12 protein-coding genes are annotated in these 17,095 nt (G+C 59.7%); 6 read left to right on the top strand and 6 right to left on the bottom strand.

Going from position 1 to position 17,095, the window contains the following annotated elements; translation table 11 throughout:
• Positions 1-115: 115 nt before the first annotated feature.
• Together CA85_RS17960 and CA85_RS17955 are read right to left on the bottom strand one after the other, a co-directional pair.
• On the bottom strand, positions 116-1,039 hold the full coding sequence (locus CA85_RS17960) for an N-acetylglucosamine-6-phosphate deacetylase (RefSeq protein ID WP_146392721.1): 924 nt from the start codon (positions 1,037-1,039) through the stop codon (positions 116-118).
• A 2-nt stretch (positions 1,040-1,041) separates the two neighbouring features.
• Complete coding sequence (locus CA85_RS17955) at positions 1,042-1,806, bottom strand: glucosamine-6-phosphate deaminase (protein ID WP_146392720.1); 765 nt, start codon at positions 1,804-1,806, stop codon at positions 1,042-1,044.
• Positions 1,807-1,902: 96 nt separating this feature from the next.
• Between CA85_RS17955 and CA85_RS17950 the strand changes: the two genes are divergently transcribed.
• From CA85_RS17950 to CA85_RS17935, 4 genes are all read left to right on the top strand, one after another.
• Positions 1,903-4,032: a sodium:solute symporter family protein gene (locus CA85_RS17950; RefSeq protein WP_146392719.1), complete on the top strand. Its 2,130-nt coding sequence runs from the start codon at positions 1,903-1,905 to the stop codon at positions 4,030-4,032.
• A 190-nt stretch (positions 4,033-4,222) separates the two neighbouring features.
• Positions 4,223-5,767 carry a Gfo/Idh/MocA family protein gene (locus tag CA85_RS17945; RefSeq protein ID WP_146392767.1) on the top strand — a complete coding sequence of 515 codons (1,545 nt, stop codon included), beginning with the start codon at positions 4,223-4,225 and terminating at the stop codon, positions 5,765-5,767.
• On the top strand, positions 5,767-6,843 hold the full coding sequence (gene mtnA, locus CA85_RS17940; RefSeq protein ID WP_146392718.1) for an S-methyl-5-thioribose-1-phosphate isomerase: 1,077 nt from the start codon (positions 5,767-5,769) through the stop codon (positions 6,841-6,843). Before CA85_RS17945 ends, mtnA begins: the two co-directional genes overlap by 1 nt.
• Before the next feature lie 252 nt (positions 6,844-7,095).
• The gene (locus CA85_RS17935; protein WP_146392717.1) at positions 7,096-8,292 is read left to right on the top strand and encodes a hypothetical protein; all 1,197 of its coding nucleotides are present in this window, start codon (positions 7,096-7,098) and stop codon (positions 8,290-8,292) included.
• On the opposite strand, the gene CA85_RS17930 is transcribed toward CA85_RS17935, so the two are convergent.
• On the bottom strand, positions 8,262-11,681 hold the full coding sequence (locus CA85_RS17930) for a type II secretion system protein GspD (RefSeq protein WP_391564897.1): 3,420 nt from the start codon (positions 11,679-11,681) through the stop codon (positions 8,262-8,264). The two genes, CA85_RS17935 and CA85_RS17930, sit on opposite strands and share 31 nt — an antisense overlap.
• A 425-nt stretch (positions 11,682-12,106) precedes the next feature.
• Here CA85_RS17930 and CA85_RS17925 point away from each other — a divergent pair, with 425 nt between their 5' ends.
• Positions 12,107-13,177 (top strand): succinylglutamate desuccinylase/aspartoacylase family protein, encoded by a 1,071-nt coding sequence (locus CA85_RS17925; RefSeq protein ID WP_146392716.1) that lies wholly within the window; start codon positions 12,107-12,109, stop codon positions 13,175-13,177.
• 42 nt (positions 13,178-13,219) lie between these two features.
• Here CA85_RS17925 and CA85_RS17920 read toward each other — a convergent pair whose 3' ends face one another.
• The 3 genes from CA85_RS17920 to CA85_RS17910 form a co-directional block, all read right to left on the bottom strand.
• A complete protein-coding gene (locus tag CA85_RS17920; RefSeq protein ID WP_146392715.1) occupies positions 13,220-13,693 on the bottom strand; it encodes a DUF4870 domain-containing protein in 474 nt (157 codons plus the stop codon).
• A 100-nt stretch (positions 13,694-13,793) separates the two neighbouring features.
• A complete protein-coding gene (locus tag CA85_RS17915) occupies positions 13,794-14,588 on the bottom strand; it encodes a TIGR00282 family metallophosphoesterase (RefSeq protein ID WP_146392714.1) in 795 nt (264 codons plus the stop codon).
• Positions 14,589-14,601: 13 nt separating this feature from the next.
• Entirely contained in the window at positions 14,602-16,329 is a 1,728-nt protein-coding gene (locus CA85_RS17910; protein ID WP_146392713.1) for a S1 RNA-binding domain-containing protein, read from the bottom strand.
• Positions 16,330-16,437: 108 nt separating this feature from the next.
• Here CA85_RS17910 and CA85_RS17905 point away from each other — a divergent pair, with 108 nt between their 5' ends.
• Positions 16,438-17,040 carry a hypothetical protein gene (locus tag CA85_RS17905; protein WP_246112931.1) on the top strand — a complete coding sequence of 201 codons (603 nt, stop codon included), beginning with the start codon at positions 16,438-16,440 and terminating at the stop codon, positions 17,038-17,040.
• The last annotated feature ends 55 nt before the right edge of the window (positions 17,041-17,095 follow it).

Genomic DNA, 17,095 nt, shown 5'->3' with positions numbered 1-17,095 from the left:
GTGTGCTTGTCACACGGGAAGCGACGTTTTGAAATTAGAAAACCGCGGCATCGACACGCGTTCCCCTGTCAGCTTGTCTGGCCGGAAACCAAGCCGCATCCAAATTTCGCTGGACTCAAAGGCTTAGGATTTGTTGCGGATTGGTCACCGTCAGCCGGGTCACGTCCTCGTCGGAGAGGTGGAGATGGTGTTTCAAATTGGCTGCGACCTGGGGCATCGTGCCTGATGATCCGACCAGGTGTGAGCGGTCTGCCGCCCAGGTGGCTCCATCGCTATCGACAACAACTTCGCGCTCGCCTAATTGATAGTGACCTGGCCCCAGTCCTGCCGCGCTGATGGCGTCGGTTACGATAAAGCAACGCTCCACACCGGCACAGCGGATCGAGTTCCCCAGCGCGGGCCACGGCACGTGCACGCCGTCAGCGATCAGGCCGATATGCAAATTCCTCGATCGACTGAGGGCGCGTTGGATGATGTTGTCATGGCGATGCATGCTGAGGGGGCATCCGTTGCCCAGGTGCGTGAACATCGAGAGACCGGCATCGATGGCGCCGTCGAGCTGATCGAGCGACGGGTTACAGTGGCCGCCCGAAACACAGATGCCTTGACCGGCGAGCATGCGGGTGACCTGAAAGTTCGGGTCGCGTTCGGGGGCGAGGGTGACGATTCGAGCGAGTCCCTCGGCGGCATCGAGAAGCCGCTGCATCGATTCGACGTCGGCAGGTCGTACCGCGTCCCGAGGATGGGCCCCGACGTAGCCCGTTTGTTCGTTGATGAAGGGGCCTTCGATGTGAAGGCCCGCAATGACCTTTGCCACCAACGGGTCTTGCTGCCGAATGGCAGCGATCCGGGCCAGCTTGCGTGACATCGCCTGTACGTCGGCGGTGATGATCGTGGCGAGTATTTTAGAAACGCCATCCTCGGTCAATCGCTCGCAAGCGGCATGGAGTGATTCGGCGGAGACTTCATCGCCGTTGAAGTCCACGCCGCCGTATCCGTTGACCTGCAAATCGATATAGCCGGGCGAGGTAGCATTCATGGCTAAACTTCCGCGTCGGCTGGAGCGAACTGGCTCGGGTCAATCAGACTCGCCGCGGGTGGATCGAGGTACAGTGTTGCCGAGGGGTGGGACTGCAGGACGGAGGCGGGTGTGGCCGAGGACACTGGACCGGTCAAGCTGTCGCGAACCGCGACCGCCTTCCTCTCGTCGGGGACGCTGCACACGATGTGCTTGGATTTGAGGATCTGCGAAACGGACATACTGATGGCTTGTCGCGGCACGTCGTCGAGCGTGTCGAACCAGCCTTCGCCGAGTTGTTGTTGTCGACAGGCCTCGTCGAGATCAACAATCAAATAGGATTGTTGCGTGTCCAGGTCGGCGGGTGGGTCGTTGAAAGCGAGATGGGCGTTCTCACCGATCCCGATGAAGGCGACGTCGATCTCATGATCGTGGATCAGTTCGCCGAGCCGTTTGCATTCGGCTGTCGCGTCGTGGTCACCATTGACGTAGTGGAATGCCCCGATCGGTACCCGGTCGACGAACCGTTCTTTGAGATAGTTGCGGAAGGAGGCTCCGTGTGAGCTGGGCAAGCCGATGTACTCGTCGAGGTGAAACCCCGTCACGCGTGACCAATCAATATCGGATGCTTGCACGAGGGCGGCGAGAGTTTCGAACTGCGAGGCCCCCGTGGCCACGAGAATGGTTGCTTGACCCCGGTCGCGGATCGCATTTCGGATTTTAGTGGCTCCCTCCTCGGCTGCATTTTGGCCGAGTGTGACGGGACTGGAACAAACTTGAACTCGCATCGGTGCTCTCTCTTGGCCCTTGGCAACGGAATATTTTGCTACAGTTCTATTCGACTCCCGCCCCGAAAACGACCCGCCTCGAGTGAAAGACGATTCATGACGTTGATTGATTATGCTGTATTGGCAGTCTATTTCGCGACCATGATCGCGATCGGAATTTGGGCAATGCGGCGTGTCCGGAACCAAGAGGACTATTTCATGGGCGGCCGCGGGTTTGGGAAATTGCTCCAAACCTTTGCGGCATTTGGTGCGGGGACCGGTGCTCATGAGCCGGTCACCGTCGGGCGGACGACGTGGACGAGCGGTCTGAGCGGGGTGTGGTCCGCGATGATGTGGTTGTTCGTGACTCCGGTGTACTGGATCACGGCGGTTTGGTACCGACGGATGCGGCACCTCACTCTCGGCGATTGGTTTGTTGAGCGGTATCAATCACGGGCTCTCGGCGCTGCTTACACGCTGTTCGCGATCGCATTCTACATGTTCTATCTGTCGACGATGTTGTCGGCGATCGCGAAGTTTGCGGCGCCGCTACTCGGGGTCGAGGTCGGTTTGTTCGGATACGAGTTGAAGTACACGATCATTCCAGCGATCGCGGCCATCGTGATTCTCTACGGCGTTCTCGGTGGTTTGACGGCCGCCTACTGGACCGACCTGATCCAGGGTCTGTTCATCATACTGTTGTCTATTCTGCTGATACCCAACGGCCTGTGGGCGCTTGCGGCCAAGTACGGTGGGGCGGGCGAAGATGGTTTGATGGATGGTTTTCGGATCATGCACGAGCGTGTTTCCTCGGACTATTTTCAATTGTTCTCGGGACCGAGCAGTGGTGAGTTTCCGGTTCAGTACATTGTTTCGCTCTCGATTCTGGCGTTGATTGGCATCGTGGTCCAACCCCACTTCATCGCCACCGGAGGCGGTTCGGCCAAGACGGAAGATGAGGCTCGCATTGGATTGGTGGTCGGTAACTTTTTAAAGCGACTGTGCACCATCGGCTGGGCACTGACGGCGTTGATCGCCTTGGCACTGCTCGCGGGCAACCCTGAGATCGCAGCGGATCCAGACCGCGTTTGGGGCGTGGCGGCTCGGGAGATCTTGGGGCCGCTCAATCTGGGATTGGTGGGATTGATGTTGGCCTGTTTGCTCGCCGCGATGATGAGTTCGGCAGATACCTACATGATCGTGACGTCGGCGTTGGTGGTGCGTAATCTTTATGCACCATACGTCAATCCGAATGCGGAGGAGCGGAAGTATGTGATGGTCGGACGGCTGACGGGGTTGCTGATTATCGTCGGCGCCTCAGCGGTGGCACTGCGGTTCTCCGACGTGTTCGCGCAGTTCAAGATGGCGATGGAGCTTCCGATTCTGTTCGCAGCCCCGTTTTGGATCGGGATGTACTGGCGACGCGCCAACCGCGTCGCGGTTTGGGGGACGATCGCGTTTTCATTGCTATTCTTTTTTGTCCTGCCACAAGTCGTTCCTCGATTGGCACCGTCTCTTTACGAATCACCGCGTCTGGCGGCGACCACTCAAATGGTGACGACAACGCTCGAGCGTCCGGCGACTGAATCGGATGTTGCCAAGCGTCAGGCGTGGGTAGCGGTCCGGGAAAGCGATCCTGAGGCGGCCGTCGAATCGCTTGGTCCGCCGCCTCCCGATGCGGAGGTGGGAGAAACCATCACCGTCGTTCATACCACAGGTGGCACGCCGATTTTTTGGAATGGGCCGATGACCGAGTCGGAAGACGTGCAGATCGAAAAGGTATCCGAATCGACTCAAGGTGAGATCCATCGGCTCGTCGAGAGAAAGGTCGGCCAACAGGTAGGTAGCGGCTCGTTGAACCTCGATTTCGTTCTCTATTCGGGATTGGGATTCGATCTCAGTGGAGTTTCCAAAGCGACGCTGGAGACGCTGCGTTTGCCGGCCCGGGTGTTGTTGCCGTTTCTGGTGTTGATTGGGCTGAGTTTCTTCACCCCCCGAGACGAGGAAGCCATGCTCGACCGATACTTTGCCAAGATGAACACTCCCGTGCTGGGCGATCCCGCTGCGGATGCTGCTCGGCTGCAGGCCGCTTATGACCAGCCACCGACAGCGCGAAAGATCTTTGCTAGCAGCGATTGGGAATTTACCTGGCCCACCCGCCGTGACCTGGCAGGGTTCCTGTTGGCCTGCGCCGCCTGCGTGGTGGTCATTGGTCTGCTCAGTTGGGTCGCCGGGCTGGGGGGGTGATCATCAGGCGGCGCGGCGTGCGTTTGCCATGCCGTTTACCTGGGGTCTGACGGCCCTCGGCTCAGTTTTTTGGGATGGGCTTATTTGAGAACCAGCTCGGGCCAGCCATTGGCACGGATGCTACCGGTGTGCATAATGCAGGGGCTAGCATTCCCTCCTCAAATCCTCCCTCCCCTGAGTCTCCATGACTATGAATCGTGTCACTCGACGTGAGTTTTCCGCATCCGCTACTGCCGCTGGCTTGGCCGCCGGGTTGGCAGCGGGCGTTCACACCAGTTCCCGTGCCGTCGCCGCTGAGACCGATCAGCTAGGCGTGGCAGTTTGTGGCGTCAACAGTCGCGGAATGGCTCACGTGGGCGGTTTTGTGAATGACCCACGCTCGACGATTCGAGTTCTCGTCGATGTTGATTCCAAAGTCGGTGAAAAGCGGGCCGACGAAGTTGAAAAGCGGCAGGGCACCCGCCCACGCGTGGTTCGCGATGTACGGGAAGTCCTCGATAATGATGATGTGCAGATCATCACCGCGGCGACCCCCAATCATTGGCACGCTGCGATCGGCGTGTGGGCGATGCAGGCGGGCAAAGACGTCTACATTGAAAAGCCCGTCAGTCACAACATCGACGAGGGCCGGGCCCTCGTTGCAGCCGCCGAGAAGTACGAGCGGATGTTTCAGACCGGCAGCCAGTGCCGCAGCAGCAAGGCGTGTATCGACGCGGTCGACTTCATGGCCGATGGTGGCATCGGTGACGTCAATCTGGCCAGGGGTCTGTGCTACAAGCGACGGAAATCGATCGGGCCGCTAGGCGATTATCCCGTTCCACCTTCGGTCGACTTCAATTTGTGGAGTGGCCCAGCTCAATACACGGCGCCCAAGGTCACGCGGCAGCGGTTCCATTACGATTGGCACTGGCAACGGCACTATGGCAACGGCGATTCGGGCAACCAGGGGCCGCACCAAACCGATATCTCACGTTGGGGATTGGGATTGGATCGCCATCCCAACGCGATCCTCAGCTACGCCGGGCGACTCGGCTATCAAGCCGAGCGAAAGGACCCGCAGTATGTCGACGCCGGCGACACGGCGAACACCCAAGTTGCTGTTTACGATTACGGCGACAAGACGATCGTTTTCGAGACCCGTGGATTGGGCGTTGATGACTCGGCCGATACGGAACTCAATGCCTTGTTCCAATCCAAACGAGGGAACAAAATCGGTGTCGTGTTCTACGGCAGTGACGGTTATGTCGTGCAAACGAGCTATGACCGCTGCCTTGTCTATGACCTCGACATGAAACAAACGCGAGCGTTCACGCATGATTCGCGCAAAGACGGCAACTTGGTCAACGTTCACGTGAGCAACTTCGTCGATGCCGTCGTTTCTCGAGACGCGTCCAAACTCACCGCGGATGCTCGCGTTGGTCATCTCTCTGCCGCGATGGCGCACCATGGTAATAACTCGTACTACTTGGGCGAGACGAACAAGTCCACACCGGACGAGATTGCCGCTGCTGTAGCGAAACTCGACTCGCGAGACGATGACAAGGCGACACTCGAGCGAACGCTGCAGCACCTTCGGGACAACGGTGTCGATCCATCGACGGATCAGTTGTCACTCGGTCCGGTATTGAAGTTCGACCCCAAGACGGAGCGATACATCGGCAACGACGCTGCTAATGAGATGTTGACTCGCAATTTCCGGGAAGACTTTTCCGTTCCGGCGCCTGAAGACGTCTGATGCCGGACGCCGAAACAATTCGCTACCGCGCCGCCGACAAGGGTGTGCCGGCCGCAGTCGATTTGCTCGACCAAACCCGCTTGCCGGGCGAGGTCAGCCGCTTGGTCTGCACCGAGTTGTCTGAGCTGCACGACGCGATCGTGCGGTTGGTCGTTCGCGGCGCGCCCGCGATCGGTATCGCGGCGGCGTATGGGGTGACCCTCGCCCGGGCCGACGCTTCGGCTACGCCGCAGCAGGTGCGGCAATCCTACCGCGATGCGATTGACTATCTCGCCACCAGCCGCCCGACGGCCGTTAATCTGTTCTGGGCTCTCGATCGGATGAGAGGCTTGGTGGACAGCGTTCGGGACGAGGCGATTTCAGAATTGCCCGGGCAGTTGGCAGCGGAGGCGGCGCGGATCCATGAGGAAGACCGCGTGATGTGCCGGGAGATGGGGCGGCATGGTGCCGAACTGCTCCGCGGTTGCGAAACGGTGTTAACGCACTGCAATGCCGGGTCGCTGGCCACGTCGGCGTATGGTACCGCGTTGGCACCGATCTACTACCTCCATGAGCACGGCCATTCGCTGCAGGTTTTCGCAGACGAGACCCGCCCGCTGTTGCAGGGAGCCCGATTGACGGCTTGGGAATTGTCGCAGGCGGGCGTTCCCGTGACCGTGTGTACGGACTCGATGGCTGGCGGATTGATGCGCCGCGGGATGGTTGATGCCGTGATCGTGGGCGCCGACCGGATCGCAGCGTGTGGTGACGTCGCCAATAAAATTGGAACATACCCGTTGGCGGTGCTCGCGCGATACCATTCGATTCCGTTCTTCGTTGTTGCGCCCACCAATACGTTTGATCGGGAGCTCGAATCCGGTGAATTGATTCCCATTGAGCAACGTGATGAAGCCGAGGTGAGGCACGCCAGTGGTCACGTCAGTGGCCCGATGACGGTGCCGCAGCAAGCGGCTGTGATCAATCCCGCATTCGACGTTACGCCCGCTGAACTCGTTACCGCAATCGTGACCGAGCAAGGTGTGATTGAGAAACCGAGTGCGGCAAAGATCCAGCAGCACTTTGCTGGGAACGCTTGATAAGCAGGGCAGGCGAAATCAACGTCGCAGTAGACGCGGCAACGAGTCCATAAGCCAATCGATCAAGCAAAGCGAAAGGACTCGTTGCCTCTTGTGGATTACCCACAGGTTTGCTTCCCCGTGTGCTTGTCACACGCCGAAGCGACGTTCCAAATGAGAAAACCGCGGCTACACCTGTACCGATACCCATGGCCGGGTGAGGATGGCAACCAACCTTGAACCGGTGGGACGACCTTTCACCACGAGACAGCCATGTGTTCAGCAGTTTCGATCCTTGCCGCAAGGCGATATCGCTGTCAAGCGATGGGGATCGATCTCAACGGGGCGAGCGAATCTTGCCGCGCAGCGGTCGATCATAAGACGCCTTTAGTTGCGATCGTATGCAGTCGGGTCGGTCACGATCCTCATCGCCATCGCAGCCTCTCACAGCAGATTGCTGCCTCGCTCGAGCAAGCACGGCGTGATGCCGCCACGGTTCTAGTCGCCGATGGCACGGCGATCGATCCGTGGCTCACGCACGCGGCCGCTGTCTTTCAGGTGCCTGTGATCCGGGTTGAGTCGTCTACGGGACGGGATCGTCAAGTGATTGCCATCGCCGATCGCGTCGACGCGGCTTACGTCCGTCAGGGCGGGAAGGTGACCGAGCTGCTGCGGATGCGTTCACGGCTACAGTCCGGAATTGTGCGTGTGGCAATCGACGGCGTAGCGAACGGCTCTCAGCGGAGAGATCGCCAGGCAGTGTGGGAGTTGCTCGATGCGGGCGCCGTCGGGCGATACTTGCCGGCCGAGGAGGTTGGCGAGAGCGAGCGCGGAGACGAGGCTCCCCTGGGAGTCGATCGCCCATCGATCGCTTGGTCGGAATTCCTGGTCCACTGCACGAGGGCTGCGGCGGGACCCTGGCCGGGGCAGACCTGGGCGAAGTACCGCGATGACTTGTTGTTCGCCAACCCTGCTTCGGCGGCCCGTGACGCGATCGATGCATTGTGCCGAATCGTGCGCGGCCAGCGTTTGGTTGCTGGGGCGGTGACATCGGAGCGAACCGAACCGGTCGTCTGTTTCTCGGCCGTAGAGCTGCCGAGGCTATTGGCAGGACGCGCCTATCGCAGCCACCTGCATCGTTGGGACTACGAACCTTATGGGATCGCGATCAAGAGAGATGCTGCGTCGCGGCTTGGGGTGCAACCGGTGATCTACGGTGACCGGGAGCTGCGGAACGAGCTCGACCTTGACCAGCGGTTCCGATTTCAATCCGTCGGTACGACCTACGATTGGACGAGCGAGCAAGAGTGGCGCTGTGGGGCAGATATGGATTTGAGCCGACTCGGCAAGAGCGAAGTGTTCATCTTTGTTCCTGATGAAAACTCCGCTCGCCGAGTCGGCTCATGCAATCCTGCGATGTGGCCGATTGTCCGGCTCGATCAGTTCCCTGCGGCAGAGAAGCCGGTTTGAGCGACTTCCTCTTCCTCCTGGATGATGATCCGTGGGGTGACCATCAGCATCAGGCTCTGGGACGTCCGGCCGACACCGGTGTTCCGGAACAGACGGCTGACGTAAGGGATTTTGCTCAAGAACGGGATGCCCGTTTCATTGCGTCCCTCGCTTTGACGCTTGATCCCACCGAGCAGAATCGTACCACCATCGGGAACGCTAACCGTGGTGCTAACCGAAGTCGTCGCGAAGGTTGGCTGTTGCACGGTGGTACCTTGGGTCACGGTATCTTCGGTATTCTCATCCTCGGCATCAATCACGCCGTCACCATTGGTGTCGACATTCGTGGTGCTCGATGAATTGGAGGACCGACTGCCCTCGTAGGTGAACGTGTTGACCTCGCCAATCTGGCTGAAGGTCGGCACGAGTGTCAATCGGACGAAGCGTTTGTCTTCACTAACGACGCCCTGCACGTTCAACCGGGTGCCTTCGTCGAGGACGACGATGACGGGCTGTTGAGCGACGGCGAAGTCACCGACAACAGGGACGATACTGGTCACGAATGGTCGCGAAACAGTGTCGTTGATCGTGGCGATCTGTCCATCGAATAGCGTCACCTTCGGTGCCTGCATGATATTGCTGCGGTTGTCACCCTGAGCAGCCTGCAGGAAGAAGTAAGCTTCGATATCGCTGAGGATGGCAAAGCCGATCGAGGAAACGGCACTGGGAGCATTGAACGGAGGAGTGGAGCCACCGAAAGTTTGGTTGTCCAGCCGAATGTCGAGGTCATTCGTAGGAGTCCCCACTCCATCGCTAAGTCCGATCGTCACTGCAGGACCCGAATCATCCGCGGGGATGGCTTGGGCGTTGTCGTCGAATTGCACATCAAAATCGATACCGATTTGCTCATAGAAGTTATCCGAGAGCGTGATGAATCGGACTTCGATGGTGATCTGCAGGTTTTGCAGTCGACGCAGTGATTCGAGCAAGTCGACGATTTGATCATGGACATCGCTCGTTGTGCTGATGACCAAGGACAGGTTCTGAGGATAGGGGGCCATCGTTCCGACGCCTCCCAGTGCTTCCCAGGAGTCAGGTTCGACAGTCGTTTGAATCAACTGGATTAGCTGGCTGAAGTTAGCGATCGATCCGCCCCCACGCCCGGAAGGCATGGGTCCGGCGGCCCCGAGGCCACTGCCGATACCGCCCGCGAATGCGGCGTTGCCGCCCATCGGGCTGTACTGGCCGAGCATATTCTTGCCGAGCTCTTCGGCAGAATTACTCGCCATCCCACCGCCGAGGCCGGCCATCGAAACGGGCGTTACCTGAACGTCCGTCGTCGGCCGGACCATCTGGTAGGCTGACTTCAGTGCTCCTGCTAGGCCATGTTCATACCCCGAGATGAAGTTCGGAATTGGAGTGACGAGGTCGGCCACACGGTAGGTTCGCGAGGTCGTCATCGTGCGTCGGGCCTCGCGGCTGGTGACGTTGAGAACATCGTTCTTGAGTACGTAGGTGAGATCGAGATCTTCGAGCAAGATGTTCAACGCACTCTTGAGCGGCAAGCGGCTGTTGACCGACTTGGAAACCGGTGTATCGCGATTGACACGGATCGCCGCCAAGGCGCGTTGGTCCATCACGATCGGTACGCCGGTGATGGCGGACAGCTCATCGAGGACTTCGCCGAGTGGGCTGTTGCGATACTTCATCTCGACACTGGTTTCGAGTTGACGCTTAATTTCTTGTTCGCGTGGACTCAGCCGAGTTTGTTGGTCCTTCGTCGCCAGGCGACGGCGTGAGAGTGCTTCCCAGTCCTTGGCGTCCTGGAACGAGAATGGGCGATCGGGATCGGGAGCGATCATCGCTCGGTCGAGGGACTGCATATTGCTAACGAAACCTTCCTCCGCCGCAGCGGTGATGTCGTTGCTCATTTGCAAACGAACCTGTTGCCGGCTGTTGTGAGCCATCGTCATCGCAATCGTCGAATCGGGTTTCAGTTCACCGACCTGTTTCGCGATCACCAGGGCTTCGTCGTAGCGTTTCTGGTCCATGAGGTCGTTAAAGCTATCGACTAACAGCGAGATTTCCTCGTCGACGCGAATCTCGCGAGCGTCCTCGGTGGCCATCTCGGTACGAATGCGTTCGTTGGAGAGATCGAGTTCGATCTTGGCTCGGTTGGCTGCGACGTACGCGTTTTGTTCACTGACGGCCCGTCCGACCATCGCCGTGAGCGATGCTTTGGAGGCTTCGTCGATGTTCGCCCCATCTACCTTGCGGGCCAAACGCTCGAGGTCGTCGATGGCTTCAAGTGGTGCGTTCTCGCGTTTTTCGTTGGCTTTGGCGAGTTCGGTTGTGACCTCACGGTAGAGCCGTTTGACCTGTTGCGCCGCTTCGAGATCCGCTTTTTGGATCGGGGTCAGTGGCTCGCTGGGTGTATTGGTGGCTGGCATCCGAGAAGGCTGCAGCAGGGTGAGTTTGTCTTGCAGGGCCCGCCGTGTTTCGGTGGGCAGTTCCGCTTCATACTCCCACGCTTTGACAAATTGGGCGCGTGCTTCGGCCTGCTTTCCGGTGGTGAGTAACTGCAATCCAGAGGCGTAGAGTCGTTCACCTTCCGATGCGTTCGCATTACCGCTCTCCGGCGCAGTGGCTTGCACTTGCTGGATACCGGAGGAAGCACCAGGGGTGAAGGCCCCTCCGGCCTGGGCGACCATGGACCCCGGTGAGTTTTGGCCTGCTTGGCCGATCGGCAACACACCCCCACCCGGCGAGGTCGCCGGTGTGGACGGTTTGATCTTGCTCAGATCGATTCCCTGGCGGCGGGCGGCGGACTGAACGTCAAGCAACAGTTGCCAGGGGCGAGCGTCTCCGGGTTGGAACTCGCTCTGAGCCACGCCGAGCTTCTGTGCCGCCGACGCGTACTCATAGGCTTTGGTAACGTCGCCACGATCCAGGGCGGTTCGGCCCATCGCGGTCCAACGTCGCGTTTCTTGTTGTCGACGTGCGAGCGGCCATGTGGCAGGATTGCTCGAGTCAGTTGTGGCACCGATCGGCTGGGCCGCGGTATCAGCATCGATCGTCTGTAAAGACGAAGGCGTTTGGGAGCTCGGCGCGAGGTCGAGAAGTTTGGCATCGATGCCGCGTGCTACCAAGCGAGCTCGTCGCTGCTGCAGATCCGCATTGTTCGGCGCCGCTTTGGATGCGGTGCGATAGAGCTGCACCGCACCGGTGTAGTTCTTCGCCGCGAGGGCTTCGTCGATCTTCTCGATCAGCGACCCGATGTCGGCAGCGTTGGGTGCTGACTTCGCACCGGCTGTCATCGAGTCGGGGAGGGAGAATTGGGCGTGGGCCGGTACTGCGTTGAAGAGCAGGCATCCGAGCAGACATCCGGGCAGCAGGGCTCGCCGAGCCATGCGTTTGCGTGATCGAGTCGCAGGCTGCGGAACGGATTCACCGTCAGCATCGAGGCGATCCCGGTGGGAATGGTCGAGAACCGATCGCGTCGACGTGGCGACTTGGCGGGCGGCGATACGGGGGGAACTCTTCTGCCTAGATGGCTGTTGTGAGCGGATCAACGCGACACTCCTTCTTCGCGTGAGGCATGGACAAAATTCGGAAAGCTCTCGAATCCTCTCGAAATCCTTTTCGATTTGATACGGAAACCTTCCGAGTGACTTGGCTGTACGATCTCGCGGGCGGCGACGTCAAGTCGGCTTTCGCTGTTTTTTGTTCTTCGTTCTCAGCATTCCTGACCAAACCTGGGCTTATGGCGTAGAATGAGAGCCCCGCGAAACCCTGGCCCGTCGCGTGGTACCTCGTTGAAACTGATGAATACGCGATGAATGATTGGAAGAATCAAACCTGGTTTGGCCGCGATGTCGCGGCAGGCACGTACCTGAATACCGAACTGGAGATTACCGAAAGCTATAGCGGCCGGAACATCACCATCCCTATCCGTGTTATCCGAGGTGCCGAGCCGGGGGCAACCCTGTTTGTGACCGGCGCCCTGCATGGCGATGAACTCAATGGAACCGGGGCAATCCGCTCGCTGATCAGTGACCCGCAATGGGGCCCTGCTCGGGGCAATTTGATCATGATCCCGGTCCTCAACGTGCTCGGATTCGAACGGCACTCCCGGTACCTGCCCGACCGTCGAGATCTCAATCGCTGTTTTCCCGGCCACGCCGGCGGCAGCATGGCGACGCGGATGGCCCGCGTGATCTTCGATTCGATCGTCTCGCGTTGCGATTACGGCATCGATTTGCACACCGCCGCCGTTCGCCGCACAAATTACCCTAACGCGCGGGCCGATTTCAACGAGCCCGAATGCCTGCGTTTGGCGACGGCCTTCGGAGCGGGGGTGATTCTGGATAATCGCGGCCCCAAGGGATCCTTTCGCCGCGAAGCCACCACGGCAGGATGCCCCACAATTGTCGTCGAAGGCGGAGAGGTTTGGAAGGTCGAGCCCTCGGTGTTGGAGTGCATGTCTCGCGGCATCGTCAATGTCCTCAAAGAACTCGATATGCTCGATGGCGACCCCGAAGTGCCCGAGAATCAGGTCAAATTACGGACGACGAAATGGGTCCGTGCCGAACGCGGCGGTTTCATGGAAATGCACGTCTCACCGGGTTCAACCGTGGTTGCCGGTCAACCGCTGGCGACAAATAGCAGCCTGATTCAAGAGGACCACAATCGTTTGGAGGCTCCCTTTGACGGAATCGTGATCGGCATGACGACGCTGCCAGCGGTTCAACCTGGCGAGCCCGTCATCCATCTCGGTCGGCTCTCGAGTTCTAAGACGGTGCGGCGAGTGCGACGGCAATCCCAAGCCGACGACATTCAGCGAACCACGCAAGAACACCTGTCAACAAACATCCAGGTCACGCCGCCGGGAGAGTCGCGGTCCTGAGCTCACGCAAGCAGTGAGAGACCGTCCAAAAAAGAGGCTGACCTAGAAGAAGCGGATGCTGCCGGGATAGTTCCAGGGTTCACCGTCGTTGGCTTTGATGCCGCCGATGATCGGATAGATCAGCGACAGGGCGGCAAGAATGATCACCCCCACGAACCCAATCAAAACGAGCGTTAACAGGGCGCAGACCATGTAATAGATCAACGATGAGAGCAGCCAATTGGCGACGATTCGGCCATGGATATCGAGCTCAGGAATCTCGTCTTTTTTCAATTGCCAGAACAGTATGGGGGCGGCAAATCCGAGCAGCGGAATCATGAACCCGAGGTATTGGGAGAAGTGCAGCAACATCGCCATTTGGTTGGCTGATGTGCCCGACATGGGGAACGGACCAGGCGCCCCGCTAGACGACGACCCGTCGATCGCCTTGGCTTTGGCGGCATGGAATTCATCTTCCGTGATCGCGCCTTGCTCACGAAGTTGGTTTAAACGAGCGATCTCTTCGGCCACAGACATCCATTCTCTCCCTTGGTTTGTCGGATACGACTATAAGAAATTGTAGCATATCGAACGATCGGCTAAGCTAGCAGGGGATCCGATGCTGTTCCCGCTTCCCTCACCGGTTCGGTCCATCGCCATCGATCGACTCTTCAAATCGCTCGATGGAGCTGGCCAGCCCTTCTGCGTTGGATTCGACGATTGCGCCACAGAGTCTCACGTCGCGGGTGGCGACGTAAAAGTGGCAGGGCTCGAAGGTGATCGTCGTCTTGGTAACGCGGCCCACATCGCGGCCGATGATGCTGTCGTAAGGTCCACACATGCCAACGTCGCACTGCATGGCGGTGCCATCGGCCATCACGTGAGCGTCGGCGGTTGGCACATGGCTGTGGGTTCCCAAGACGGCGGTCACCCGGCCATCGAGATAGCGGGCGATGGTTTGTTTTTCACCCGTTGCCTCGGCGTGCATGTCAACGAGAATGGCGTCGGTTTGCCCAGCCATGTCTTCGAGTGCCTGATCGACGGCGGAGAAGGGGCAATCCACTGGTCGGGTGAACACGCGGCCGAGGATCGAGATCACGCCGAGCCGGCCGGCCGGGGTGGGCACGATCACCCAGGGGCGACCGGCGGCCGCCGCGGGATAGTTGGCCGGTTTGACAATCCGTTCGCTTTCCTGCAATACGGGAATGATCTCGGCGCGACGATAGATGTGATCGCCCATGGTGATCGCGTCGACGCCCGCATCGATGAGGCGCCGGTACTGCCGCGGCATCAAACCGGCGCCGTCGGCTGCGTTCTCCGCATTGACGACGACCGCGTCGAGCCGGTGCTCTGTTTTTAGTGCCGCGGCGCGGTCGAGCACAGCCGAGTAGCCCGGCTTACCGACAACGTCGCCAAGGAACAAAAATCGCACTGCTGAACGTCACCTACCAACGCAGTCCGAAACGCTCGCCACCGGTGTCCCGGTTGTTGCCGCCCTTGAGCGGGCCGCTGTGCTGCGGTTGAATCGCGACTTCGCGTGGTGGCTCGTCGACTTCTTCTTCCGTTTTCGTCGCCACCGGCTCATGGGCGGCCTGGGCGGCTTTGATCGAGAGTCCAATCTTTTGAGCATCGCGATCGAAGCTCAGGACTTTGACTTCGACAACGTCTCCCGCGTTGACCACGCTGCTGACCTTGGACACCCGGTGGTTAGCCAATTCGCTGATGTGGACGAGTCCTTCGACGCCAGCGGCCAGTCGCACGAAACAGCCGAAATCGGCGGTTTTCGTCACTGTGCCCGCATGCAGGGAACCGACGGCGAATTCGCTCTCGGCGGTATCCCAAGGGTTCTCGAGCAGGTCGCGGTAGGACAGACCGATTTTGCCGGTCTGCTTGTCGATCTTATCGACCTTGACCTTCACTTTTTGGCCTTCCTGGATCACGTCGCTGGGGTGTTTGACCCGATCCCAGCTCAACTTGCTAACGTGGATTAGGCCGTCGAGACCACCGAGGTCGACGAAAGCACCGAAATCGCGAACGCTCCGCACGACGCCTTCGAGAATGTCGCCGGCCTCGATCTGTTCGAGCTGTTCCTGGCGTTTGGATTCCCGTTCACGTTCGAGGATCGCCCGTCGGCTGATGACGAGATTGCCACGCCGCGCGTTGGCTTCGTTGACGAGGCAAATCATTTTTTGGTCAACGAATTCAGATAGATCTTCAACGCGGTATTCGGTGACTTGGCTGATCGGCATGAATGCTCGGATCGACCCGACCTGGCACTCCAAGCCGCCGGTATTGTGTCCTGTCACGAGTGCTTCGACGACCGATCCCTCATCGATATCGTCCCAATCACTGACTTCGATTGCTGATCCGGGCAAGGAGCACGAGTACAGACCATCTTCACGACTGAAGCCGCGGATCAGTACTTCGACGGCGCTGCCTGGAGTCGGTTCGGCCTCGGTGAACTGTTCAAAGGGAACGGTGCCTTCGTCGGGGCCGCCCAGGGAGACGAAGACGGTGTCTTCTTTGATCTTCAGGACGGTCGCTTGAACGCGGGCACCTTCGGCGAGAGGTTCGCGGCGATCGGGTAGACCCGCGGTGCCGCCATAGAACGACTCCAAGTCCGAGTCGGCTAGGGTCGCTTCGAGTTCGGCTTGGAGGTCGTCCGACAGGTCGTGGCGGATATTGGGAACGTGGACCTTACCGGGTTTGGGGGCCTGTGTCTTTTTCTCTTGGGCGACGTCCTCGTCCGATTCACCAGCCAGGCGTGGGCGGGGCGCCTTTTTCTTTTTCCCGCTACCTGACTTGCCGCCCGCCTTGGGTTTGGCGCCCTCGAGGTCTTCGGTCGAGACCGCGGCGGGTGATTGTGGTTTGGCGACACCGAGCCCGCGGGCGGCGAGCGGGCCGCTGCCGATTCGGGGCAGCGGTGCTTTGGATTTCTTCGGTCCCGCCGCACTCTCGCTAGTTGGAGCAGCCTTCTCGCCAGCATTTTCGTTTGCCGGGGCGTTTTCGTTCGCCGGAGGAGGTGTGCTGGGGGCCGAGCTTTCGGCGGGAGTCCCCGCAGCGCTTTCGGCGGGAGTTCCCGCAGTGCTACTGGCGGGAGTCTCCGCAGTGTTGGCGGATGGATCGGGGGTAGCGGAAGGCGGAGTGGAGTCCGGATTCTCGGTCACTGACATGGGTTGGGCGTCGGCAAGCAGGAGCGGGGGTATGAAAGAAAGGTCCTCGATGCCTGCAGTCTAGCAATCCAATCGCTCAACCGGTAGCCTTCAGTAAAATCGCCGCTGGTGGCTACCGAGTCGGAGGAAATCGGACCGTCGGCAGCTCTCCGTTTTCATGCTCTCGATCTGTGCCCCGCCATGCCTCGCATCGACGAATTTTTCGCCCCCACCTTGGACCGCTTTTCCCCTGAACTAGGCACTGCGATCACGGAGGCACCGATGCCCGGGCTCGGCGCGGGTCCCCCCGCGGCGGAGTTGGCCCGCCTGCTCGGCCGTCCCACCGCACTGCGTTTGGCCACGAATGAGGGGGGAAATGCCCCATTGCCCCCGCTGGCGATGTCCGGATTATGGCTGCTCGCGGGGGAATTGGATCGCAGCCACACGATTAGCCAGGACGATTCGTCGCCGGCGGGCAGCTTCTGGCATGGCATCATGCATCGCCGGGAGGGGGATTATTCCAATACAGCCTATTGGTTCCGCCGGGTTGGTGGGCACGCTGTGCTCGATGAGTTGGCGAGGCGGTATCCCGATGACCATCGCGACGCCTATCAGTTCATCAACGCTGTCGAAGCAGCCTGCCGGCAGCAGGATGCGGAGCGGATTGCTAACCTCGAGCAGATTCAGTGGACGGAGTGGCAGCTCTTGCTGCAGGATTGTTTGCCGGCATGACACCGCTTACCGGCATCACCTTGGGATCGGGCTACGGGCTCGCGGTGACGGATAT

This window comes from Allorhodopirellula solitaria (assembly GCF_007859855.1).
In the GTDB taxonomy this organism is placed as follows: Bacteria; Planctomycetota; Planctomycetia; order Pirellulales; family Pirellulaceae; genus Rhodopirellula; species Rhodopirellula solitaria.
This window is presented reverse-complemented; position numbering and strand designations above follow the sequence as displayed.

What these genes read in the sequence shown, in the direction of transcription:
- CA85_RS17960 (WP_146392721.1), bottom strand. Translation starts at nt 1,039, where the DNA reads ATGAATGCTACCTCGCCCGGCTATATCGATTTGCAGGTCAACGGATAC.
- CA85_RS17955 (WP_146392720.1), bottom strand. Translation starts at nt 1,806, where the DNA reads ATGCGAGTTCAAGTTTGTTCCAGTCCCGTCACACTCGGCCAAAATGCA.
- CA85_RS17950 (WP_146392719.1), top strand. Translation starts at nt 1,903, where the DNA reads ATGACGTTGATTGATTATGCTGTATTGGCAGTCTATTTCGCGACCATG.
- CA85_RS17945 (WP_146392767.1), top strand. Translation starts at nt 4,223, where the DNA reads ATGAATCGTGTCACTCGACGTGAGTTTTCCGCATCCGCTACTGCCGCT.
- mtnA (WP_146392718.1), top strand. Translation starts at nt 5,767, where the DNA reads ATGCCGGACGCCGAAACAATTCGCTACCGCGCCGCCGACAAGGGTGTG.
- CA85_RS17935 (WP_146392717.1), top strand. Translation starts at nt 7,096, where the DNA reads ATGTGTTCAGCAGTTTCGATCCTTGCCGCAAGGCGATATCGCTGTCAA.
- CA85_RS17930 (WP_391564897.1), bottom strand. Translation starts at nt 11,681, where the DNA reads ATGGCTCGGCGAGCCCTGCTGCCCGGATGTCTGCTCGGATGCCTGCTC.
- CA85_RS17925 (WP_146392716.1), top strand. Translation starts at nt 12,107, where the DNA reads ATGAATGATTGGAAGAATCAAACCTGGTTTGGCCGCGATGTCGCGGCA.
- CA85_RS17920 (WP_146392715.1), bottom strand. Translation starts at nt 13,693, where the DNA reads ATGTCTGTGGCCGAAGAGATCGCTCGTTTAAACCAACTTCGTGAGCAA.
- CA85_RS17910 (WP_146392713.1), bottom strand. Translation starts at nt 16,329, where the DNA reads ATGTCAGTGACCGAGAATCCGGACTCCACTCCGCCTTCCGCTACCCCC.